Origin of the sequence: Microbaculum mangrovi (genome assembly GCF_051390635.1) — a bacterium.
Classification (GTDB): Bacteria; Pseudomonadota; Alphaproteobacteria; order Rhizobiales; family Tepidamorphaceae; genus Microbaculum.
Window position 1 is genome coordinate 1,200,018 of record NZ_JBPODT010000001.1, and the last position, 20,770, is coordinate 1,220,787.

The 20,770-nt window shown below is 65.0% G+C and carries 22 protein-coding genes and 1 pseudogene; 7 read left to right on the forward strand and 16 right to left on the reverse strand.

Features of this window, described 5'->3' with window-relative positions; translation table 11 throughout:
* Position 1: 1 nt before the first annotated feature.
* The 12 genes and pseudogenes from ACSF9G_RS05735 to ACSF9G_RS05790 all read right to left on the reverse strand — a co-directional run bounded on the left by ACSF9G_RS05735 (position 2) and on the right by ACSF9G_RS05790 (position 11,187).
* A complete protein-coding gene (locus tag ACSF9G_RS05735) occupies positions 2–658 on the reverse strand; it encodes a methyltransferase family protein (protein ID WP_436639370.1) in 657 nt (218 codons plus the stop codon).
* Positions 655–903 carry a DUF2933 domain-containing protein gene (locus ACSF9G_RS05740; protein WP_436639372.1) on the reverse strand — a complete coding sequence of 83 codons (249 nt, stop codon included), beginning with the start codon at positions 901–903 and terminating at the stop codon, positions 655–657. Before ACSF9G_RS05740 ends, ACSF9G_RS05735 begins: the two co-directional genes overlap by 4 nt.
* A 99-nt stretch (positions 904–1,002) precedes the next feature.
* Positions 1,003–1,191 carry a cupredoxin domain-containing protein gene (locus tag ACSF9G_RS05745; RefSeq protein WP_436639374.1) on the reverse strand — a complete coding sequence of 63 codons (189 nt, stop codon included), beginning with the start codon at positions 1,189–1,191 and terminating at the stop codon, positions 1,003–1,005.
* Between the two features lie 360 nt (positions 1,192–1,551).
* Positions 1,552–1,899 (reverse strand): annotated as a pseudogene (locus ACSF9G_RS05750) (MaoC/PaaZ C-terminal domain-containing protein); the annotation flags it as partial.
* A gap of 170 nt (positions 1,900–2,069) precedes the next feature.
* Positions 2,070–2,768: a DUF2231 domain-containing protein gene (locus ACSF9G_RS05755; RefSeq protein WP_436639376.1), complete on the reverse strand. Its 699-nt coding sequence runs from the start codon at positions 2,766–2,768 to the stop codon at positions 2,070–2,072.
* Between the two features lie 89 nt (positions 2,769–2,857).
* Positions 2,858–4,243 carry an ethylbenzene dehydrogenase-related protein gene (locus ACSF9G_RS05760; RefSeq protein WP_436639378.1) on the reverse strand — a complete coding sequence of 462 codons (1,386 nt, stop codon included), beginning with the start codon at positions 4,241–4,243 and terminating at the stop codon, positions 2,858–2,860.
* A 44-nt stretch (positions 4,244–4,287) separates the two neighbouring features.
* On the reverse strand, positions 4,288–4,710 hold the full coding sequence (locus ACSF9G_RS05765) for a hypothetical protein (protein WP_436639380.1): 423 nt from the start codon (positions 4,708–4,710) through the stop codon (positions 4,288–4,290).
* A 126-nt stretch (positions 4,711–4,836) separates the two neighbouring features.
* Entirely contained in the window at positions 4,837–5,214 is a 378-nt protein-coding gene (locus tag ACSF9G_RS05770; RefSeq protein WP_436639382.1) for a cupredoxin domain-containing protein, read from the reverse strand.
* Entirely contained in the window at positions 5,211–7,772 is a 2,562-nt protein-coding gene (locus ACSF9G_RS05775) for a heavy metal translocating P-type ATPase (protein ID WP_436639384.1), read from the reverse strand. Before ACSF9G_RS05775 ends, ACSF9G_RS05770 begins: the two co-directional genes overlap by 4 nt.
* A complete protein-coding gene (locus ACSF9G_RS05780) occupies positions 7,759–7,968 on the reverse strand; it encodes a YHS domain-containing protein (RefSeq protein ID WP_436639386.1) in 210 nt (69 codons plus the stop codon). Before ACSF9G_RS05780 ends, ACSF9G_RS05775 begins: the two co-directional genes overlap by 14 nt.
* Positions 7,969–8,219: 251 nt before the next feature.
* Positions 8,220–9,407 (reverse strand): NAD(P)/FAD-dependent oxidoreductase, encoded by a 1,188-nt coding sequence (locus ACSF9G_RS05785; RefSeq protein ID WP_436639388.1) that lies wholly within the window; start codon positions 9,405–9,407, stop codon positions 8,220–8,222.
* A 7-nt stretch (positions 9,408–9,414) separates the two neighbouring features.
* A complete protein-coding gene (locus tag ACSF9G_RS05790) occupies positions 9,415–11,187 on the reverse strand; it encodes a PHA/PHB synthase family protein (protein WP_436639670.1) in 1,773 nt (590 codons plus the stop codon).
* A 360-nt stretch (positions 11,188–11,547) separates the two neighbouring features.
* Between ACSF9G_RS05790 and ACSF9G_RS05795 the strand changes: the two genes are divergently transcribed.
* Positions 11,548–11,958 (forward strand): SHOCT domain-containing protein, encoded by a 411-nt coding sequence (locus ACSF9G_RS05795; RefSeq protein WP_436639390.1) that lies wholly within the window; start codon positions 11,548–11,550, stop codon positions 11,956–11,958.
* Between the two features lie 28 nt (positions 11,959–11,986).
* On the opposite strand, the gene ACSF9G_RS05800 is transcribed toward ACSF9G_RS05795, so the two are convergent.
* From ACSF9G_RS05800 to ACSF9G_RS05815, 4 genes are read right to left on the reverse strand one after another with little or no spacing between them, the layout of a single operon-like run.
* The gene (locus tag ACSF9G_RS05800; protein ID WP_436639392.1) at positions 11,987–13,090 is read right to left on the reverse strand and encodes an ABC transporter permease; all 1,104 of its coding nucleotides are present in this window, start codon (positions 13,088–13,090) and stop codon (positions 11,987–11,989) included.
* 1 nt (position 13,091) lies between these two features.
* On the reverse strand, positions 13,092–14,186 hold the full coding sequence (locus tag ACSF9G_RS05805) for an ABC transporter permease (RefSeq protein ID WP_436639394.1): 1,095 nt from the start codon (positions 14,184–14,186) through the stop codon (positions 13,092–13,094).
* Entirely contained in the window at positions 14,183–15,943 is a 1,761-nt protein-coding gene (locus ACSF9G_RS05810) for an ATP-binding cassette domain-containing protein (protein ID WP_436639396.1), read from the reverse strand. The genes ACSF9G_RS05805 and ACSF9G_RS05810 overlap by 4 nt, the downstream gene beginning before the upstream one ends.
* Before the next feature lie 9 nt (positions 15,944–15,952).
* Entirely contained in the window at positions 15,953–16,891 is a 939-nt protein-coding gene (locus ACSF9G_RS05815; RefSeq protein ID WP_436639398.1) for an HlyD family secretion protein, read from the reverse strand.
* Positions 16,892–17,174: 283 nt separating this feature from the next.
* Here ACSF9G_RS05815 and ACSF9G_RS05820 point away from each other — a divergent pair, with 283 nt between their 5' ends.
* From ACSF9G_RS05820 to ACSF9G_RS05845, 6 genes are all read left to right on the forward strand, one after another.
* Positions 17,175–17,825: a GntR family transcriptional regulator gene (locus tag ACSF9G_RS05820; protein ID WP_436639672.1), complete on the forward strand. Its 651-nt coding sequence runs from the start codon at positions 17,175–17,177 to the stop codon at positions 17,823–17,825.
* 188 nt (positions 17,826–18,013) lie between these two features.
* Positions 18,014–18,604 carry a biotin transporter BioY gene (locus ACSF9G_RS05825; RefSeq protein ID WP_436639400.1) on the forward strand — a complete coding sequence of 197 codons (591 nt, stop codon included), beginning with the start codon at positions 18,014–18,016 and terminating at the stop codon, positions 18,602–18,604.
* A complete protein-coding gene (locus ACSF9G_RS05830) occupies positions 18,601–19,038 on the forward strand; it encodes a DUF1284 domain-containing protein (RefSeq protein ID WP_436639402.1) in 438 nt (145 codons plus the stop codon). The genes ACSF9G_RS05825 and ACSF9G_RS05830 overlap by 4 nt, the downstream gene beginning before the upstream one ends.
* 152 nt (positions 19,039–19,190) lie before the next feature.
* Complete coding sequence (locus ACSF9G_RS05835; protein WP_436639412.1) at positions 19,191–19,697, forward strand: hypothetical protein; 507 nt, start codon at positions 19,191–19,193, stop codon at positions 19,695–19,697.
* Positions 19,694–20,311, forward strand: a complete 618-nt coding sequence (locus ACSF9G_RS05840; RefSeq protein ID WP_436639418.1) for a hypothetical protein — start codon at positions 19,694–19,696, stop codon at positions 20,309–20,311. The genes ACSF9G_RS05835 and ACSF9G_RS05840 overlap by 4 nt, the downstream gene beginning before the upstream one ends.
* Positions 20,312–20,371: 60 nt before the next feature.
* Complete coding sequence (locus ACSF9G_RS05845; protein ID WP_436639420.1) at positions 20,372–20,758, forward strand: hypothetical protein; 387 nt, start codon at positions 20,372–20,374, stop codon at positions 20,756–20,758.
* The last annotated feature ends 12 nt before the right edge of the window (positions 20,759–20,770 follow it).

Sequence of the window (20,770 nt, forward strand, 5' to 3'; positions counted from 1 at the left end):
TCTAACGCCTGGTCTCGCCAAATCGAACGCCGAAGCGGGGCACAAAGGCGGGCACACGGCGCGCGTACACCCCATAGGCCTCGCCGAACCGGGCACGCGTCTCACGCTCCTCGTGCCGGGCGAGGTGCACGTACATCCAGGCGAGGACTGGGAACATCATGAGCGTCAGCAGGGTCGGCCATTGGAGCAGGAAGCCGAACATGATCAGCACGAAGCCTACATATTGCGGATGGCGGACGTGGGCATACGCACCCGTGGTCGCAAGCGTGCCACCCTGCTGGGCCCAATAGAGGACACGCCACCCCGCGGCGATGAGCCAGAAGCCGGCGCCGATAAAGACGAAGCTCAACAGATGGAACGGCCCGAAATGCGGGTTGGCCTTCCAGCCGAACAACATTTCGGGCAGGTGCCCGGCGTCGTGTGTGAACCAGTCCACGCCGGGGAAGCGAGCCTGCAGCCAGCCGGACAGGACATAGATCGTCAGGGGAAATCCGTACATCTCGGTGAAGAGCGCGACGAGGAACGCGCTGAACGCGCCGAAAGAGCGCCAGTCCCGCCTGGACTTTGGCTTGAGGAAGCTGAAGGCGAAGAGAATGAAGACCGCAGAATTGACGATAACCAGGGACCACAGGCCGTACGCGGGCACCGCCTCGTTCACGGGTGCCCCCGCCTGTCGGGGCTCTCGTCCGTGCCGGGTCTCCCATGCATCAAGAGATGCATGCCGACGCAGAGGCCGAGCAAGGCGACGAGGATGCCGGTCCCGGTAAAGGCGTGGAGCCGGTGCTCATAGGCAAGAAGGAAGCCGGCAACGGCAAGAAAGGCAACCAGGACGAAGCCTGCGCGCGGCGTCCAAGACCCCGCCGGCAGGTGCGAATGGTCCCTTGAATGGTCATGTTCGCGCATCGCGCCCATCCAATTGCAAGGCCGGTTTTGGACCGGGCCTCACCCGACCTTGCCGACGGCAGATGCCCGGCCACCCGCGGCCGTTCGACGGAACACGGCCTACTCGACGATCAGCCGACCGTGGAACATGCCCATGGGACAGGCGAAAGCGAACTCGCCGGCCTCCTTCGGCATGAGCTCCACGGCGACGAGCTCGCCGGTCGGCAGCTCTGCACTCTTGCCGAAATGCTCGAAGACGACCTTGTCCGAGCAGGACGCCGTCTCCTCGCGACGGAAGTTGAGGCGCACCGGCCTGCCGCGGCTGACGATGATGGTGTCGGGTGTGTAAGCCCCCTTTCACAAGGATCATCGCCTCCTGGAAGCCGCCGCTGGTCTCGGCTGCGCGAACGCCCCTGGCCCGCTTCAGCCAGAAGAACCAGACGATGAATCCAATGATCAGGATCCCGGCAATGAGTACGACCCAACGGTCCGGCGTCATGATACGGGCCTCCTTGGCTGGAAGAAGCGGAGACGATTGGCATTCGTCACGACGGTGACCGAGCTAAACGCCATGGCGGCGGCCGCGATCAGCGGCGACAGCAGGATCCCGAGGAAGGGATAAAGAACCCCCATGGCGACGGGGATCCCGAGTGTATTGTAGCCGAACGTGACGCGACGTTTCGCCGGCTCCTTGGCGGTCGCGGTGACGCGCACGGTCACGGTATCGCCGAGCCCGATCGGCCGGCGGAAGCGAAGGGTCTGGCCGACGTAGATCGTGCCGGGCCCCGGCAGTTCGGTGCCCAGAACGGTGGAGATCAGCGCGCCGCCCCACATGCCGTGGGCGATGATCTTGTGGAACATGTCGCTCTTGGCGAACTCCACGTCCATATGAGCCGGGTTGACGTCGCCGGACATCGCCGCGAACAGCTCGATGTCCCGCCAGGACAGCGTTCGCGACAAGCTGACCGACTCGCCGACCGCAATCTCATCGAAGGTACGGTTTTCAATGCAGGTCATGGATCTTCTTTCCGGTGGGCATCCGACGATGGCGGAAGGCCCTGCCTTGAACTCAGTCCCGCTTCAAGCCGGGTTGCCCGCAAACATCCTCAAATGCAGGACGAAGCGGGGCACCCGCGCGGGCAGACCATCCGAGATAGTCGAGCGATCCGCCGCGCGAGGCTAGGACCTCAAACCAACCTGTACCGCCCATAAAGGCCGATCACCACCAGCAAAGCGGCGCCCACGGCATAGAGAACCAGCATCCAGGTGGGAAGGTAGAAGGTCATGTAGACGTTCCAGCCGATCAGCCCGAGGCTCTTGGTCACCAGCGAAGGGGTCCCGGCCAGAGATCCGCCGAGGGTGCCGGTGATCGTCGTCACCGCCGCGCCGATGCTGGCCAGCGCGAAAGTGATCCAGCGCTGGCCGTCCTCGAAGAGGTGGCGGCGGAAGCGATAGCCGATCAACCCCATCGCGATCCAGTAGGACAGCGTCCAGGTCGCCAGCATGATGTGGTTGCGGCCCAGCGGCGACTCGGTAATCGCCGACCAGGGGTAGATCAGAAGCCCCAATGCGTAGGCCACGATCCCGGCCAGAGAGCCCAGGAAGAGCAGTGGCCAGACGGATTTTTGCAGCCGGACCGCCAGTTCGGAGCTGGAAAAGGTCCGGAACACGATGAACAGGTAGGCCACAAGCCACAGCGCGACAGGGAAGTGCACGACCAGGATGTGATAGGCTGGATTGAGCCCGAAGGGGGGCGGGCTGGCCCCGGCGATCTGCAAGCCGCCCTCGTCACCATGAGCCAGCGCCAGGCCCGTGCCTAGGACTGTGAGAACCGCGGCGGCGAGCGCCGCGCGAAGCGACTGTCGAAACGCGCGGCCTGTGTTCATCTTTGGTACCTCCTTTATCTCCTTGTTGCCCAAACGCGGCGGCCCGGCGTTCCAGGTGGTCACGGTGATGGGACTTGATGATGCGGCGGTCATGACCGGTTCTCCCGGCGGCGCATGAGAAGGTTAACGTTGATGCCGAGGCCGGCGATCAGTCCGAGGCTGGCGAAGAGTGTCCAGAGCCACTGGCGGCGGATCTCCTCGGCGAACTCCACCTCGATACCGTAGAGGGCGAGCTGCTGTTCGTTGTGACGATAGGCCACCGGCACCCGCTCGGCGATCTTCTGCGCGCCGGGATGCTTACGCGGGTCGGTCAGGCGGGTCCAGCTCACCTGGCCGGGATAGAACATCTCGATCTCGGCCCAGGGCTGATCCCAGTCGGGTGCCCCGCCCTCGAATTTTTCGGCAACCAGTTGCGCCGGCTGCCCCAGCCCCAGAGAGACGGGAAGCGAGATATAGTGCCAACGCATGGTCGAGGCGTTGCGGAACACCGCGAAGGCCAGGTCATAGGAGCCGCCGTCGCGGAAGATCTTGTCGTCGAGCGGGTTGCCGGTGTCCATCTTGCGGGCCAGCGTCACGTCCCAATAGCCGTCCTTCCAGCGAGCAACGGCAGGCTCCACGACATCTGCCCGCGAGCCGCTCTCGGGGCGCAACACCCGGCGGGGAAGCGTGTCGCCGTTCTTCCATGCTATATTGGGGTCGAAGGGAACCGACGTTTCGGCGCTCAGGTAATAGATATCGTCGAAGCCAATCTTTCCGCCGACGACATCGTCTATATTGAGCGCCGTCTTTCCGGTACGCGCCGGGTCGAACATGAACCTCGGCTGATTGGCCTCTTTGTCCCAGTTGGTGAAATAGGGACCGGTGCCCGCATCGCCCGTGCGCTCCTCGGCAACGTAGCCATCGTCACCGAGCGCGATCGGGTTCGACCGGTTCGAGCGCCACTGCCACAGATCGATGAAATATCCCGCCTTGCGCAGCTTCTCTAGTTCGCTTTCCGGCCGCACAGTGTCGAAGTCGTTCGGGTCAGTGCGCGTGGCGTGCAAGTATTTCGTCCGCTCCTCGCCGGTCTCTGGCACGCCGGTGAAGGTTGTGAGCCCGTCGCCGATGGTTATATAGCCGCCGTACCGGCTGAAGAGCGGTACCGAGCCGTCGTCGATCATCATCGCCACGCGGTCTTCGGTCAGGAAATCCGGGTTCGGTCCGATCGACTCGCCGCCGCGTTCCTCCCATTCGCCGTCCTGATAAACCAGCACGTCGTTGAACAGGCTCGGGCGATCCACCGGCCAGCGGTAGCGGAAGTAGATGTTTTCCCCGTCATAGGCGACCTTGACCTGGAGGGTCGTGGTCAGCTCCTTGGGGATCGCGATGTTGCGCTCGGGGTCGTCCCCAATGATCCCGGTGCGGTGGTAGGCCCAGCCAAGGGCGAGCAGTCCGGCGAAGATCGCGACGGACAATGCGAGATATCCTGTTCTCATGTTTCGACGTCCTCATAAGGCGGCGAGTGCCGCGCGCCGCCCTGTCAATGATGCCGGTACGCGAACCGGGTCTTGACGACCCTCGACGATCCGGGCCTGCGGACCTCGGTGTCGATCGTGTAGGTCGCCAACTTGGAAAACTCGAAGTAGTTGCCGTATGTCAGGGCGTCCGCGACCGTGAACGGCTCGAGCTGCTTTTTCCGGCCCGCAAGCCCGGGCTCAGCGACGGTCGCGGTGACCTGGGCATCGGTGACACGCTCCATGGTCTTGCCGTCGAACAGGGCGACCATGACGTGATGGACGTGCTTCCCTTTCGGGACGCCGCCGTGCATGACGGCCTCAGGGTGTCCCTTGGGATGCCCGCGGATCACCTCGGCCGGCAAGACGGCGTAGTAGATCGCGAGCCCGTCGACGACCCTGTAATCGCTGGAATCGGCGGCGAAGGCGGCATCCGAAAACAGCAGCAAGACGGCTACCAGCGCGGGACCCAACACACCCGTCCCATGCCCTCGCCTCGTTGAACTTGCGGATTTCATTGGCTTTATCCATCGCACTTACCCGACAAATCGAATGCCGGGTGTCTGGCCAACCCCTTACTCGACGATCAGCCGACCGTGGAACATGCCCATGGGACAGGCGAAAGCGAACTCGCCGGCCTCCTTCGGCATGAGCTCCACGGCGACGAGCTCGCCGGTCGGCAGCTCTGCACTCTTGCCGAAATGCTCAAAGACGACCTTGTCGGAGCAGGACGCCGTCTCCTCGCGACGAAAGTTGAGGCGCACCGGCCTGCCGCGGCTGACGATGATGGTGTCGGGCGTGTAGCCACCCTTCACAAGGATCATCGCCTCCTGGTAGCCGCCGCTGGTCTCGGCCGCGCGAATGCCCTTTGCCCGCTTCAGCCAGAAGAACCAGATGATGAAGCCAATGAGCAGGATCCCGGCCAGAAGCACGATCCAACGGTCCGGCGTCATGACGCGGGCCTCCTTGGCTGGAAGAAGCGGAGACGGTTGGCGTTCGTCACCACGGTGACCGAACTGAACGCCATGGCGGCGGCCGCAATCAGCGGTGACAGCAGGATCCCGAGGAAGGGATAAAGAACGCCCATGGCGACGGGGATCCCGAGTGTGTTGTAACCAAACGCACCGATGAGGTTCTGCCGAACGTTGCGCATGGTCGCGCGGCTGATTTCGATAGCGGTGACCACGCCCGTAAGGCTGCCCTTGATCAACGTCACGTCGCTGGCCTCGATGGCGACGTCTGTGCCGGTGCCGATGGCGAAGCCGACATCGGCCTGCGCCAGCGCCGGGGCGTCGTTGATGCCATCGCCGACCATGCCGACCGTCTTGCCTTCGAGCTGCAGCTTCTGCACCTCGTGCGCCTTGTCGTCCGGCAGCACCTCGGCGAGAACCCGGTCGATCCCGACCTCGCGGGCGATGGCGGCGGCTGTGCGCGCGTTGTCGCCGGTCAGCATCACCACCTCGATTCCAAGACGTTTCAGCGTTTCGATCGCGTCCTTCGAGTCCGGCTTGACGGTATCGGCGACCGCGATGAGCCCGGCCGCCTTGCCATCGACCGCCACATACATCGGCGTCTTGCCCTCCGTTGCCAGCCGCTCCCAGTCCGTCGCGAGCGTTTCGATCGCAATGCCGCGGTCGCCCATCAGCTTCGCGTTGCCGAGAAGCACATCGCGCCCGTCGACACGGCCGGTCACGCCGTGCCCGGGGACCGCCGCGAAAGTCTCCGTATCGGCGAGCGGGAGGCCGCGCTCATCCGCGCCCTTAACGATGGCCTCGCCCAGCGGGTGCTCGGAGCCCCGCTCGAGCGAGGCCGCCAGCCGAAGTACGTCCCCCTCCTCTTGCCCCTGCGCGGCGATGACGTCGGTCAGCGCCGGCTCGCCGCGCGTGATCGTTCCGGTCTTGTCGAGGATGATCGCGTCGAGCTTCTGAGAGGTCTGCAGGGCATCGCCCGAGCGGATCAGGATGCCGTTCTCCGCCCCCTTGCCGAGGCCAACGGTCAGAGAGGTCGGCGTGGCGAGACCGAGTGCACAGGGACATGCGATGATCAAAGTCGTCACCAGCACGATCGTCGCGTAGACGAAGCGGGGTTCCGGGCCGATGAGATACCAGGCGACGAAGGCGAGGATCGCGAGGATCATGACGGTCGGCACGAAATAGCCGGACACGAGATCAACCACGCGCTGGATCGGTGCCTTGGAGCCTTGAGCGTCCTTCACCATGCGGATGATGCTGGCAAGAGCCGTGTCCTTGCCGACCTTGGTCGCCTTGAACTTGAAGCTGCCTGTCTTGTTGAGCGTCGCTCCGATCACCTCGTCGCCGACCCGCTTTTCGACAGGGATCGACTCGCCGGTGATCATCGACTCGTCGACGGCGCTCGATCCTTCAATGACCGCACCGTCGACCGGAATCTTGTCGCCGGGGCGAACGACGACAATGTCCCCGACCACGACCTCCTCGACCGGCAGGTCGACCTCCTCGCCGTCGCGAACGACGCGCGCGGTCTTGGCCTGCAGGCCGATCAGCTTCTTGATCGCCTCGGAGGTGCGCCCCTTCGCCTTGATCTCCAGTGCGAGGCCGAGCACGACGAGTGCGACGACAACGTCCGTGACGTCCCAGAAGACTTCGGCAAGGGCCAGGTCGGGAAAGATCCCCGGAAAGGCGACGGCGATGACCGAGTAAAGAAAGGCGGCGGTGATGCCGATGGCGATCAGCGTGTGCATATTCGCCGATCGGTGCTTCAGGGCGTCCCACATGCCGACGAAGAACTGCGAACCGGCCCACAACAGGACAGGCAGGGATATGACGCCGAGCAATGCCCAGACGACACGGCGCGTGTCGCTGCCCATCGGCATCCAGTCACGCAGCCCCGGAATCAGGTCTGGATAGCTGAGGGCCATCACAGGGATCGAGATCGCGGCGGCAACCCAGAACTTGCGCATCAGCGTGCGATACTCGGCCTCGCGCGCAACCTGTTCGGCGTCGCCCCCATCTTCGACCGCCGCCTTGACCGCGGCCGCTTCGGGCTTCGCCACCTTGTGACCGGCGGACACGATGGCGCGCCGGATGCCCTCGAAATCGACCGAGCCGGGGTCGTACTCGACGTCGACGGCGTTCGGTCCGAGATTGGCGCGCGCCGAGATCACACCTGGCGTCATGTACAGGGCCTGCTCGATCCGCGTGACGCAGGACGCGCAGTGCATGTTCTCGATCGGCAGCCGTACCGTGGCGGCGCCGCCGGAATAGCCGGCGGCCCGAATGGTTTTCACCAGGTCAAGCGGCGTCGCCCGTTCGGGGTCGTAGTCGATTGACGCCAGCTTGTTGGCGAGATTGACGCGGGCTGAAACAACGCCGTCGATATCCGCAAGCGCCGTCTCCACCGCCGAGGAGCAGTGCGCACAGGTCATCCCGCCAACCGTCAGGTCGATATGCTGCCGTCCGGCCGGGATGGGCAGTGCGTTCGCACGGGGCGTGGGAGATGTCACCTCGCTGAACGCCCGCTCAGCCTTTTCCATGATCTCTCCTGCTGGTCTTTGCGAAAGGCGAGAAGGGGAACTCGCCCCATGGGTCGGCATAGGTCTCGGGACTGTCACTGAAACGTCGGTGGCAATCGGTGGAGCAAAAGAAATAGGTCCAGCCATCATGGTCGGCTCGTGCGGCAACTTCGTCGATGTCGATCTGTGCGCCGCAGACGGGATCGGTTACGGTCATCGCTTACGCGTCCTTGCCTCTGGATCTCTCCGTGCGAACCGAGCCATTCCTGCAATTTTTTGCAGGCGCGCTCAGGGCCCCGGCTCCGCACGACGGCACATCGATTGTTCCCCGCGTTCCGGTCCGATCCGGAGCGGCATTTCGTCCGGCAGGTTACACACGTCAGGGTCGGCCTGTGTTTGACGGACATTAAAGAGTCGCGGAGGGAGGCATACTCGCTGGCCGGCCCGCGCCGTGTTCAGCGTCAGCGCCTAGCGTTCGGTCTCGCCCGGCAAGCGCATAGCCTTGAGTTCGGCTTGGCATTCGCACCAGACGCAATGGCAGTCCACATGGTCGCAGCTTCGGTCGCGCAGCGGTGCGCGGTAGCGCAGCCGCGCCACCGGAAACAGAAGCCGACTAATCATCGAAGGCCGGTAGAACCGGTGCAGCACCGATCGGGCATCACCTTGGCCGAGCCTCTTAGCCACCGCCCGCCAGCCCGGGTCCCCGACGAGGTTGAAGACGAACCGGTTGACGGTGCCGACACGCAGAAGCGGCTCCAGCTCGTCTTGCCAGAGGCTCGTGTAATCCACCCCATCGAGAATGCTCCGGGCGGCGAGCAGACCGGACCTGAGAGCGTAGCGTATGCCGAAGCCGGCCAACGCATCCTGAAACCCCGCCTGTTCCCCGATCACCGGATGGCCGCCCTGCATGGCGGTTCGCGGGAGCCGAAAATTGGCGAAGCCGCCGAAGGGGCGCGGATCGCGCATTTCCAGGCCGACGCGCTCGCGGAAAGCGGTCACCGTCCGCTCGACATATACCGCCTGGCGCTTGAAGTCGGAGAACAGACAGGTCGCGACCGTCCCGCGGCCGCCATGAACGAGGAGATAGGCGTAGCCGAGCGGTGCCAGCCGGTTGTCGAGGATGAGCCAGTTCCCGTCGGGCAGACCGGTCTCGAAGACGTAGCCGACCGCGATGGCATCGGCAACGCGCGGGCCGATAGCAAGGACGGAGCCGCCCTCGGCCCGGGTCGCCCGCTCGCCCAGCCTGACGTCGACCCCGGCCGCAATGGCCTGCCGCAACAGGTCATGATCCAGGCACCCCGCACCGGCCCCGCGCCGGACGAGATAGAACAGAGGCTTTCGGCTCCGGACCCGATAATGGTTCCCGTGAGAGTCGTAGACGGTTCCCCGCAGGACGGCATGATGCTCGAAGGTCGGCGCGACGCCGGCCGCGCCCAGTTCGTCGAGCACGTCCCGTTCGTCGCTCCAGTTTTCGAGCCCCTGGAAATCACCGTGGAACCGTGTGCCGACATCGCCACGCCATTCGTGGACGACGACCGGCCGGCCGCCGCCGGCCAGAGCGATGGCGCAGGCAAGGCCGGCCGGTCCCGCGCCGACGACGGTCACCGGTTCAACTCCCTCCTGCCGATCGCCGGCGGCCCCCTGGCGAGTGCTCATGTCCGCATTATGGTTCCAGCACGTAGCTTCCCGGCGCGTCTTTCAGCGCCACATAGCCCTTACCGGCCCCCTTACCGGCGCAGCCCGTGGCCGGAGGCGGCACCCGATCAGACGAGTGCCCGACCAGCCAGCCCTGCCAGCATGGCCACCAGGAACCCTCGTGGCGCACCGCGGCCGCCTGCCAGGTATCCGGGTCGACGTAGTTCTCGTCTTCTTTGTGGGTCGCGATCTGGTGGTGACGGTGCGGGTGGCCCGGAGGACTCACGATGCCGGCGTTGTGACCGCCGTTCGACAGCACGAAGGTCACGTCGGCGTTGGTCTGCATCTGTATCTTGTAGACCGAGCGCCATGGCGCGACATGGTCGGCGATGGTGCTGACGGCGAAGACCGGGGCGCGGATGTCGCGCAGCGACACCGGGCGTCCCTCGACAGCATAGCGGTTTCCCGCCAGGTCATTGTCCAGGAAGAGATGGCGGAGGTACTCCGAGTGCATGCGATACGGCATGCGCGTGGCGTCGGCGTTCCACGCCATGAGGTCGATCGTCGGCCGACGCTCCCCCATCAAATAGGTCTGCACCATCGCCGACCAGATGAAGTCGTTCGACCGTAGGAGCTGGAAAGCGCCCGCCATCTGCCGCGTGTCGAGATACCCCTGCTCCGCCATCATGTCTTCGAGGAAGCTCACCTGAGCCTCGTCGATGAACAGCATCAGCTCGCCTGCCTCGGTGAAGTCCGTCTGGGCCGCAAACAGCGTCAGGCTCCCGAGGCGCTTGTCGCCATCGCGCGCCATCGCGGCGGCGGCGATGGCCAGCAACGTGCCGCCCAGGCAGTAGCCCACGGTATGGACCGGCCGTTTCGGAACGATGGCGGCTACCGCATCGAGCGCCGCCATGACACCGAGCCGGCGATAGTCATCGAGACCCAGGTCACGATCCTCGCTCGTCGGATTCTTCCAGGAAATGACGAAGACGGTGTGGCCCTTCCCGACCAGGTATCCGACCAGCGAGTTCTCGGGAGAGAGGTCGAGGATGTAGTACTTCATGATCCAGGCCGGGACGATCAATACCGGCTCGGCGTAGACCGTGTCGGTCGCCGGCGCGTACTGGATCAACTCGATCAGCCGGTTGCGGAAGACCACCTTTCCGGGGGTGATCGCGACGTCGCGGCCAACCCGGAAGGCCTCCGCTCCGACCGGCGGCGCGCCGGTCGCGAGCCGGCGCCAGTCCTCGTAAAGGTTGGCCGCGCCCTGGATGAAATTCATCCCGCCTTGCCTGCGGGTCGCCTCGAGCACGTCGGGGTTGGTGAGCGGGAAATTCGCGGGCGATACGACGTCGAGAAGCTGACGCGTCACGAACGAGACGACGTCCTCATGGTGCTTCGAGACGCCCTCTACGCCGGTCGTAGCGCTGTGCCACCACTGCTGCATCAAGAGAAAACCCTGATGGATGGCCGCGAAGGGCTGGTTCTGCCACGCGTCTCCGGCAAAGCGCTTGTCGTGCGGCAGCGGGTCGATGCACACAGGGCAGTCCGGATCGCCGCAGGCGCGCAGACCGTAGTCTGCGTACCGGAACCACTTGCGGACGGCCTTTCGGAGAAGCTCGGCCTGCTTGTCCGGAGATCTGAGGAGATGATGGGCCCAGTCGACATGGGCCAGCATCAAGGCCGCCGGCGAGATCCCTGCGGTCAGCCGGGCCGTGGCGGCGTGCAGCGGCCGGTCGAACGAGAGCGGGCGCAGTGCCTGAGAGTGGGCCTCAGCGGGCCCGCGTAGCGGCCCTTGCATCGCGCGACTCTTTTCGGCCGGCCGCGCTTGCGATTTGAGTGGCCTGCGAGCGCCGGCACGCCCGCCCACTTCCGCCACGGATCCGCCGACCATGGACGATTTCCCGACGATCATTTTCCGCTCCACGGCTGAAAACCGCGAGCGACAGCATCGCTCCGTTGGTCGCGCCCCTCTTTGATACAGGTTTAAGACCTCGGGCCGCTCCCCCGGTATTTGGGCCCCCTGACAAGCACGATTTCGTCGTTTTCGGTGCTGCGCCGAAGCCGTCGGCCAGCCGACCCGCCCACAGAGGAACTCCCGATGGGTGCCAAATTACCGTTCCTCGGCGTCGTCCTTCGGCGTTGCCGATGATGGAACGAGATGGGTCGGGACTACACGGGCAGCGCGGCCCATGACGATCAGAAACTGGAAGGGAGAGGCGCGATGCAATGGCCGAAAGGCGCAGTCACCACGATGCTCTTGCCGACCCTGTGGGCGGCGCCCGTCTCTGCCCAGACTTCCGGCGACAGGGAACTCTGGTGGCATCCTGCATGGGGTTGGGAACACATGATGTTCGGTGGCCTCATGATGGTCGTTTTCTGGGGCGCAATCATCGCGTTGATCGTGCTGTTGGTTCGCTGGCTGGGCGGCGCAGGTGCTCCCGGCCCGGGCGCTCCCGGTTACGGTCCGATAGCCGGTCGAACGCCCATCGAGATCCTGCGGGAACGCTTCGCCAAAGGCGAGATCGACCAGGCGGAGTTCGAGGAGCGCAAACTACTCCTCTCGGATTGAGCCTCTCGCGGCAGCGACGCAACTGCCCTTATGCCGTGCGACGACGGAACAGCACCGCGGCGATGGCGAACAGCGGTGTGCCGATCGCAACAAGCGCGACCGCCTGCGGCCACAGTTCAGGCAGCCCGGTACCCTTCAGGAATATACCGAGCGTGATGTCGAGGTAATGCCGCAAGGGACTGGCCAGCGACAGCGCCTGCAGCCCCTCGGGCATGCTTTCGACGGGCGCAACCGTGCCCGACAGGAACATCATCGGGAACAGTCCGAAGAAGCTCAGCAACAGCGCCTGCTGCAGGGTGCGGGTGGCAGCCGCGATCAGCACGCCGATGGCGATGGCGCTGATGAGGAATAGCGCCGTCAGCCCTAGGAACAGGGACAGGCTTCCGCGAAGCGGAACGCCGAACCACCAGACGATCAGGAGACTGGGGAAGACCGACAGCAATCCCATGACGAGCGTCGGGAGGGTCTTGGCCACGAAGAGCTCCCCCGTTCCCACAGGCGTTACCCGCAACTGCTCGATGGTGCCGGCCTCCTTCTCACGCACGATCGAGGCTGCCGGGTAGATGACACCCACCATGAGGGCAGCCAGCGTGACCATGGAAAGCACCATGAAGGCGGTATAGGTCTGGTCGGGGTTGTACCAGACGCGCACTGCCGGTCGGATTGCGGCCGCGGGACCGCCACCCTCTGCTGGCGGGGGACGGAAGCGACTGACGATCTGGAGCGTGTAGCCGCGCGCCTGCGCCGCAACATTGGAATTGGTCCCGTCGAGCAGCACTTGCACACTTGGCGCGTCTCCACGCGCAAGATCCCGCTCGAAACCCTGGGGAACGACAAGCGCGATGCGGGCACGTCCGGTCTGCAGCCATTTCGTCGCGTCAGTGGCGGTCACCGCGTAACCCGCGGGCGCGAAGGTATCCGTGACCAGGAACATCTCGATGAGCGCACGGCTCGCCGGCGTCCGGTCAAGGTCGACCGCGGCCAGCGGCATGTCCGTGACCTCGAATGACAACGCCAGCGTGCAGATCACGACCTCGACTGTATAGAGCCAGAGGATGAGGACCAGCATCACGCGGTCCCGCAGGAACTGGATCGACTCCTTGACCACGAGGCCTGCGAGCCGAGTCCACATATCAGGCAACCTTCTTCCGGAACCGCCAGGCTGCCAACGCGAAGACTGCCAGCGTGTAGGCCAGGAGCAGCACCACCGACGGCCACAGCTCGGGCAACCCGGCGCCCTTGAGGACGATGCCGCGGGACAGGTCGACGAAATATCGAGCGGGAAAGACCCGCGTGTAGACCTGCAGAATGTACGGCATCGTGAAGATCGGGAAAAGGAACCCCGAGAAAAGGAAGGACGGCATCAGGGTAACGATTAGTGCCAGGAGCATGGCGGTAAGCTGGGTTCGGGCGATCGTCGAGACAAGCAGGCCGATGCCGACGGTGCAGAACACGTAGATGAGTCCGGCCGCGAGCAAGAGGCTCAACTCGCCGCGCAGCGCAACCCCGAACCACACGAAACCAACAGCGATGACCATCGCGATCTGCGCGAAGGCGATGATCCCGTACGGCACGAGCTTGCCTGCCAGGAACTCGGCGGGCGACAGCGGTGACGCGAATATCTGCTGGATCGAGCCGGTCTCCTTTTCGCGCGAGACCGCAAGCGCCGTGAGGAGCGGCGGAAACGCCATCAGGATGACGCCAAAGAGACCGGGGACGACATAGGTCACGCTGCGCAGCGACGGGTTGTACCAGACGCGCGCATCCACCCCGACAACGGACGCGGCGTGCGTTTCCGCGGCCGAGACAATCGCCTCCGCGTAGGCCGCAATCAGGTTGGCCGTCGCCGAATAGGTCCCGTCCACGAGAACTTGAACGGACGCGGTCCGGCCGCGTGCGATCGTTTCCTGCAAACCTGCAGGCAGCACCAGTGCGAGCTTGACCTCCCCGCGCTGAAGCCCGGCCTCGACGGCGTGCGACGACGTGTACTCGCTGGCGAGACGAAAGTAGCCGCTCCGCACGAACCGGTCTACGAGCTGCCGGCTCGCGGGGGACCGGTCCTGATCGAGCACGCCCATCGAAACGTCCTCGACATCCAGCGAGATGGCGTAGCCGAAGAGGAACAGCATGACGAGGGGCATCAGCAGCGCAACCGCCACCGTGACGGGATCGCGTACGATCTCCTTAGTCTCCTTCTCGACGACGGCGGCAATCCGGGCGAGCGTCATAGCGAGCCTGCCGCCACCGCAGGGGGCTTCGAGCCGGCACGCTCGATATAGCCGAGGAACACCCCGGCCACGTCCGTCGGAACGTCGCCCTGAAGCCCTGCGCGCAGGGACGGCAGATCGCCATGGGCGATCAACCGACCTTCGTGCATGAGCCCGAGGCGGTGACAATAGACGGCTTCCTCCAGGTAGTGCGTCGTCACGATCACGGCGGCACCAGCCGCTGCCACGGTGCCAATGAGCTGCCAGAAGCGGAAGCGGGCAAGCGGATCGACCCCGGAGGTCGGCTCGTCGAGGAACAGCACCGCCGGCCGGTGCAGGAGACTGCAGGCCAACGCGAGGCGCTGGCGAATTGCCCCGGACAGCCGCGCGACCGGGCGTTCCGCAACGCCCGCAAGGTCGGTCATGTCGGAGGCCCAGCCGATGGCGTCGCGTGCGGCCCGGCGCCGAAGGCCGTATGCGCTCGCGAAAAAGTTCAGGTTCTCGCGCGCCGTGAGGTCGGGATAGAGCGAGAAGCGCTGCGACATGTAGCCAATGCGACGACGCAAGCGGTCCGGCTGTGCGCCGACATCGATACCGGCGACACGTGCCGCCCCGCTCGATGGTGGCAACAGCCCGCACAACATTCGTATCAGCGTCGTCTTGCCGGCCCCATTCGCGCCCAGAAGGCCGAAGATCTCGCCGGCGCCGACATCGAGCGACACACGGTCCACCGCCACGAAGTCATCGAAGCGGCGGCTCAGCGCGCGGATCCGTACCCGGTCGGACGGCGGCTCGCCTGTGTCCGCGATCGTAATGGGGTTTGGCGCGACCCGGATGGCATCGGTCGAGACGCCGACGGCGTCGCCACCGTGGAGAACCACGAAGACGTCCTCCATGGTGGGTGTCGCTGGCGTGACCGGTCCAAGCCGTTCGAGGTCGGCCCGCAGACGGGCCGAGAGCCCCTTGCGCGGGTCCACCGTGAAGCGGATCCCCGTCGGACGCCATTGAAAGCCGATGACGTCCGGGGCCCGGATCAGCAGTTCTTCGACTGCGCTCCGGCCGTCTGCCGGCGCCTGGAAGGCGCTACCGGCTGCGCGGCTGCGAAGCGCGTCCGGCGTACCGTGCGCGAGGATGCGCCCGGCGTCGAGAAAGGCGAGCCGGTCACATCTCTCGGCCTCGTCCATGTAGGAGGTGGCGAAGACAATGGTGGCCCCGGCGGAGCGGAAAGACTCCAACATGCGCCAAAGCTCTCGCCGCGACAATGGATCGACGCCGAGCCCCGGCTCATCGAGAAGGAGCAACCGCGGTTCATGCACGAGATTGGTGCAAAGGGCGAGCTTCTTGCGCATGCCGCCGGATAGCGCGCCCTCGGCACGGTTGAGAAAGGGGGCAAGGCCCGCCATCGCTAGCAACCGCTGCCGCCGCGCCGCGAAATGCGAAGCCGGGACGTTCCTCGTCTTGGCGGCAAAGGCCAGGTTTTCGGCGACTGTCAGGCGCTCGTAGAGCGTGAAGCCCTGCGGCATGTAGCCGATCCGGGATGTGACCTGCCGCGCTTGCCGGACCGTATCGAAACCAAGCACGCGACAACGCCCCGCGTTCGGATCCAGGATGGCGGCCAGGAGTTGTATCAGCGTCGTTTTTCCGGCGCCGTCGGGTCCGACCAGGCCGAAGATCTCGCCGCGCGTGATGCGCAGGTCGATATCCTTGACCGCCCAGGTCTTCCCGTATTGCCGGCCAAGGCCCCGCGCATCGATTATTTGGTCGACCCGGCTGGCCATGACAACGCCCTATTCCGGTACGCTGAGCCGCTCGGGCCATACCCCGTCGGCTTGCCAGAGTATCCAGGCGTCGGCGGGCATGCCCGGCTTGAGCACGCCATCGACATTGGCGAGAGCGATTGTGACGCCGAACACCATGCGGGTTCGTTCCTGTGGCATGTGGATGTCGCGCGGCGTAAATTGAGCCTGTTGATCGACCCGTGCCACCGCCCCGTCGAACAGCGTATCGGGGAACGCGTCGACCCTTACCCGTGTGGTACCCCCGAGCCGTACCTTGCCGATATCCCTCTCGGGGACGAAGATCTTCAGCTCCAGACGGGAAAGATCCATGAGAACCGCGACCGTTTGGCCGGGCTGGACGTATTCGCCGACCTCGGTCGCTTTTGCCAACACCGTGCCGGTGATGGGCGCGAAGATGCGCGTCTTGGCGAGCCGGCGTTCCATGAGGCCGAGCTCTTTTTGCGCGGCGTCGATGCGGGCGTCGAAAGCGCCGATGTCGGCCGCCAGAACGGCGACCCGGCCCCCTGCCTCTTGGAAGGCGTCCTGCGCCTGCTCGAGCCGCTGCGGCGCAATGGCATCGCGTTTCCGCAGTTCCCGGTAGCGCTCGAGATCGCGCTCGGCCATCTTGAAATGGTGGCGCGCGACGCTGAGCTCCTTATCCCCCCGCTCCCGGGCACGGCGCAAAGCTTCGATCTCCGCTACAGCTCGGTCTCGTTGCAGAACGGCATCGGCCCTGTCCACGCTGACGAGGAACGCGCCGACCTCAACGCGTTCGCCTTCGACGAGACGACTGTCGACGACCCGCCCCCCGACCTCCGCCGCCACGTGGACTTCGGAGCCCTCGATATGGCCGTTGCCATAGAGGACCGCTTCGGGCAGGGGCTGAGGTTGCAGGAACGTGTACAGGGCATACGAGCCGCCCGCGATGACGAGCAGCGCCACCCCCATCCAGAGCCATGTCCTCCGCATGCCACCACCTCACGGTGGTATTGTTAGCTCAGGTGCCGCATCCGATTTTTAACCGGGATCATAGTTCCAGACTTGGTTTCGTCGTAGTCTTCACCTGTCAAGCGGACACGACCGCACAAGAGTGGCTCAACGCGGCCGCAACGGCGGATACCCGCCAAGGCAATTCCCGGGCGTACCGGCGGGCGACGTGTTGGACTGCATTTCCCGGACATTTCAGCAAGCACGCTCGACGCCGGGCCGCATTCGGATTATCTATAATCCCATGTCGAATGCCAAATCAGAGCCTCTTGCCGCACGCATCAGCCGCGAACTCGCCAGCCGCATCATCTCCGGACAGATCGAAGCGGGCGCGCGACTGCGGCAGGATCACATCGCCGAGGAATTCGGCGCTAGCCATGTGCCGGTCCGCGAGGCGTTCCGTCGACTTGAAGCGCAGGGGCTGGTTGAAAGCGAGCCGCACCGGGGCGTTCGCGTGGCGGGCTTCAGCCTGGAGGAGGTGCGCGAGGTCGCGGAAATGCGGGCCGCGCTCGAGGTTCTTGCCCTTCGCAATGCCGCGCCGCATCTGACCAAGGCCATCCTCGACGAGGCGGAGGAAGCCACGCGCGCTGGAGACCACGCGGGCGATGTTCAGGCCTGGGAAGAAGCCAACCGCAAGTTCCATCGGCTGATCATCACCCCCTGCGGCATGCCCCGGCTGCTCAGAACCATCGAAGACCTGCACGCCGCGAGCGCCCGCTTCCTGTTCTCCGGCTGGCGCGCGGAATGGGAAACGCCGACGGACCGCGATCACAGGGCAATCCTGGCCGCCCTGCGCTCGGGCGACATCGAGGCCGCTACGGCTTTGCTTGCACGACATGTGCAATGGATCGGAAAAATGCCGAAGCGGCAGAACGCTCTCGGCGACCGTTCGTAAGGGCTTTCTCGCCCTGGCGGCGGAGCACGGCTTGCCATCCGAGCACGCCCGTTTTCAATTCAAAATCGCGGGTCTGCTTCATCCGGAGGCCCCCTATGCGCGCGTCGGCCTTGCAATGCGCGAGGTTCTGTGGCCTATCATTAGCGATAGAGTTGCAAGATTATCTATAATCCTGAAAGGACCCACGCGTGAACGCTTCAGCCACCGTAAGCCTCAAGCCGACCTTCAGCCCTCTCGATCTGCAGAACCGCCCTCTGGCCTGGAAGATCGGGGCAGTGTTCTTCGGCAGCCTCTTCCTGGCGCTCTCCTCCTACATCGAAGTGCCGATGTTCCCCGTTCCCATGACGATGCAGACCTTTGCCGTCGCGTTGGTGGGAGCGCTCTATGGCTGGCGTCTCGGCGGCCTTACCATTACCGCGTGGCTGGTCGAAGGCGCGCTTGGCATGCCGGTGCTCGCCGGAGGCGCCGCCGGCGCACATCACTTCGTCGGCCCGACCGGCGGTTATCTCTTCGCCTTCCCGGTTGCGGGCATGGCCATGGGCTGGCTGGCCGAACAGGGCTGGAACGGACGGCGCGTCGGCCTGGCCTTTGTCGGCATGCTGATCAGCAACGCGATCTGCCTCGTTCTCGGCGCGGCCTGGCTGGCGGTCCTCATCGGTCTGGAGCCGGCGATCATGGCCGGGGTCGTACCCTTCGTCGTCGGCGCGATCCTCAAGTCCGCACTTGGGGCAGCGACCCTGAAGGCCATGGCTCGCGGACCGAAGCGCGCCGCCGTATGACGGTGCGGCTGCGCCCGCACCATCTTCTCTGTATCCTGACCTACGCAGGAAAGGGCTACAGCCCCGCTTTCACGGCCAACCTGACCGTGATCGCGGGGCGCCTCGCCGCGGGGGAAGAGATCGAAATCGTCGCGGGGCCGGACGACGTCTGCGCCCCGCTTCTCGCCGATCCCGAGCCACATTGCCACCGTTGCAGCGTGACCGAGCGGGATCGGGCTGCCGCGACAGACGTCGGCAGACTGTTAGGCAAGCCGATCGCATCCGGAGACGGGTTGGTGCTGGATGACACACGCCTTCGACTGCTCCGCGCAGCTTTTTCGGCCGGCCAGATCCGATCCGCGTGTCGCGACTGCGAATGGGCCGACCTCTGCACCTCGCTTGCGGAGGACGGCTATGCCGATACGGTCTTGGCCGGTCGGTCGCCCCAAGGATAGTCACTAGCTATCTGCCCCCGGCAGGGGCCGCCATGTCAGGCCCACACTCTTGACGACACAGACGCGATCCCCTCCGTTCGAACGGGGCGCTGATTGCGCGATAACGCTAGGTTCCCGAGCCGATCGAAATATCCGCACGGGAACACCGCCTTATGAAGAAGCGCATCCTAGCCGGCATCCTGCTGGTTTCGTCCGTCCAGTTCGCCGCCGCAATGGAAACGATCGGAACGATCACGGCGACGGTCGGCGACGAAGCGCAACAGTGGAAGATCCTGGGCTCCGACGGCAACGATGCCATGGCCAAGGCCTACAAGATCGGGCCCGTGACCTCCCTCGAAATTCACGGCGGCGGTCAGGGCCAACTGGTGATCGAAGCGATCTTCGCGGGGTCTCTGTCGCCGGATTCCCGCCCTCAAGAAGTCACCGTCGTCCTGTTTCCGAAAGGCGAAGGCTTCATGGGCGCGCGCTGGACGTCCGAAGGGGCCGGCAGCGATCCGCAGGTGACGTTCGACGCATTGGAGGTCGGCGACGAGTCCGGCCGGGCCGAAGGCAGTTTCGCAGCGCGACTGTGCCGGGCACAAGGTTTCGGGGACGCCGACACGGCGGACTGCAGGGACATTTCCGGTCGTTTCGCCACCCGACTCGCCGTCGAGAAATGATCCGCGTGACCAGCATGCCTGCCTTGGCCCGCTGCGGCGGCATCCTGTTTGTCGGGCTCGCTCTGGCAGCCACGGTTATTGCACCGTCGCGGCCGGATGCCGACCCCTCACCGATGTGCGGCAAGGCCGGCGCGCGCGAATGGGCATCGATCCGGCGGGATCTCGTCGGCTCCTGGCAGATAGAACACCAGGCCGGCTTTTTCCGGCTGGGGCCCATCGTCCAGGGTTTCCCCGCCGCCGATGACAATGATGTGCTGTCAATTGCCGAACAGGGCGACAAGCTCGCGCTGACCCACCCGGACATGCGCGAGCCAATGGTCCTGCAGCTAACGGACGAAAAGGCGTGGAGCCTCGACACCTCCGCTCCCTATGAGCCTGTGCCGGTGCTGACGCCTGACGATGTGGCGATGGTCGTCGACTGCGATCAGACGAACCTGCCGCGGCTCATCGGCAAGACATCCTACACCCTGGACGGCATCCGTATGGACATGACGTACCGGATGATGGTTGCCGATCGGTCCACCATTTTTGGCGTCATGGAACTTATCGGCACGGGCAACGGCGTGACCATTACCGCTAGCCGTACGGTCTGGATGCGCGCGGTCGGCCAATGAGCCCCATGCCCCCCAGTCCATGCGAAGTGGCGGCGCGACATGACATCGGAGGGACGGAAAATGCTTCGGACATCGGGCGTCGCGATAGTGCTGCTCGGTCTCGGCCTTGCGCAGGCCGCCGCGCAGATCAGGGACGGGGTTTATGACGCCTTCGATTGCACCGTCCCGGTGAGCGACCAGCGCATCGCCATACGCGGTAACGATCTGCTCTTCTATGAAACCACCTGCCGCCTCGGCGCGCCCGCACCGGTCGAGGGCATGGAGGGCGGGGCTCTCTATTGGGCGGACTGCACGGGCGAAGGCGAGACGTGGCGAGAGCGCTTCCTGCTGAAACACCACGTCTCCGGCGCATTGCTGGTCGCCGGTTCACATTGGTTCGACAGGCACGAGTTGTGCGAAGCCCGCTCGCCCGAGGACGAAGCCACCCTTGGAGCGGGCCAGAGATAGGACGATCCGTTG

Coding starts and splice junctions, on each gene's coding strand:
- ACSF9G_RS05740 (WP_436639372.1), bottom strand. CDS start 903: ATGCGCGAACATGACCATTCAAGGGACCATTCGCACCTGCCGGCGGGG.
- ACSF9G_RS05755 (WP_436639376.1), bottom strand. CDS start 2,768: ATGAACACAGGCCGCGCGTTTCGACAGTCGCTTCGCGCGGCGCTCGCC.
- ACSF9G_RS05760 (WP_436639378.1), bottom strand. CDS start 4,243: ATGAGAACAGGATATCTCGCATTGTCCGTCGCGATCTTCGCCGGACTG.
- ACSF9G_RS05770 (WP_436639382.1), bottom strand. CDS start 5,214: ATGACGCCGGACCGTTGGATCGTGCTTCTGGCCGGGATCCTGCTCATT.
- ACSF9G_RS05775 (WP_436639384.1), bottom strand. CDS start 7,772: ATGGAAAAGGCTGAGCGGGCGTTCAGCGAGGTGACATCTCCCACGCCC.
- ACSF9G_RS05780 (WP_436639386.1), bottom strand. CDS start 7,968: ATGACCGTAACCGATCCCGTCTGCGGCGCACAGATCGACATCGACGAA.
- ACSF9G_RS05785 (WP_436639388.1), bottom strand. CDS start 9,407: ATGAGCACTCGCCAGGGGGCCGCCGGCGATCGGCAGGAGGGAGTTGAA.
- ACSF9G_RS05790 (WP_436639670.1), bottom strand. CDS start 11,187: ATGCAAGGGCCGCTACGCGGGCCCGCTGAGGCCCACTCTCAGGCACTG.
- ACSF9G_RS05795 (WP_436639390.1), top strand. CDS start 11,548: ATGGGTCGGGACTACACGGGCAGCGCGGCCCATGACGATCAGAAACTG.
- ACSF9G_RS05800 (WP_436639392.1), bottom strand. CDS start 13,090: ATGTGGACTCGGCTCGCAGGCCTCGTGGTCAAGGAGTCGATCCAGTTC.
- ACSF9G_RS05805 (WP_436639394.1), bottom strand. CDS start 14,186: ATGACGCTCGCCCGGATTGCCGCCGTCGTCGAGAAGGAGACTAAGGAG.
- ACSF9G_RS05810 (WP_436639396.1), bottom strand. CDS start 15,943: ATGGCCAGCCGGGTCGACCAAATAATCGATGCGCGGGGCCTTGGCCGG.
- ACSF9G_RS05815 (WP_436639398.1), bottom strand. CDS start 16,891: ATGGGGGTGGCGCTGCTCGTCATCGCGGGCGGCTCGTATGCCCTGTAC.
- ACSF9G_RS05820 (WP_436639672.1), top strand. CDS start 17,175: ATGTCGAATGCCAAATCAGAGCCTCTTGCCGCACGCATCAGCCGCGAA.
- ACSF9G_RS05830 (WP_436639402.1), top strand. CDS start 18,601: ATGACGGTGCGGCTGCGCCCGCACCATCTTCTCTGTATCCTGACCTAC.
- ACSF9G_RS05835 (WP_436639412.1), top strand. CDS start 19,191: ATGAAGAAGCGCATCCTAGCCGGCATCCTGCTGGTTTCGTCCGTCCAG.
- ACSF9G_RS05840 (WP_436639418.1), top strand. CDS start 19,694: ATGATCCGCGTGACCAGCATGCCTGCCTTGGCCCGCTGCGGCGGCATC.
- ACSF9G_RS05845 (WP_436639420.1), top strand. CDS start 20,372: ATGCTTCGGACATCGGGCGTCGCGATAGTGCTGCTCGGTCTCGGCCTT.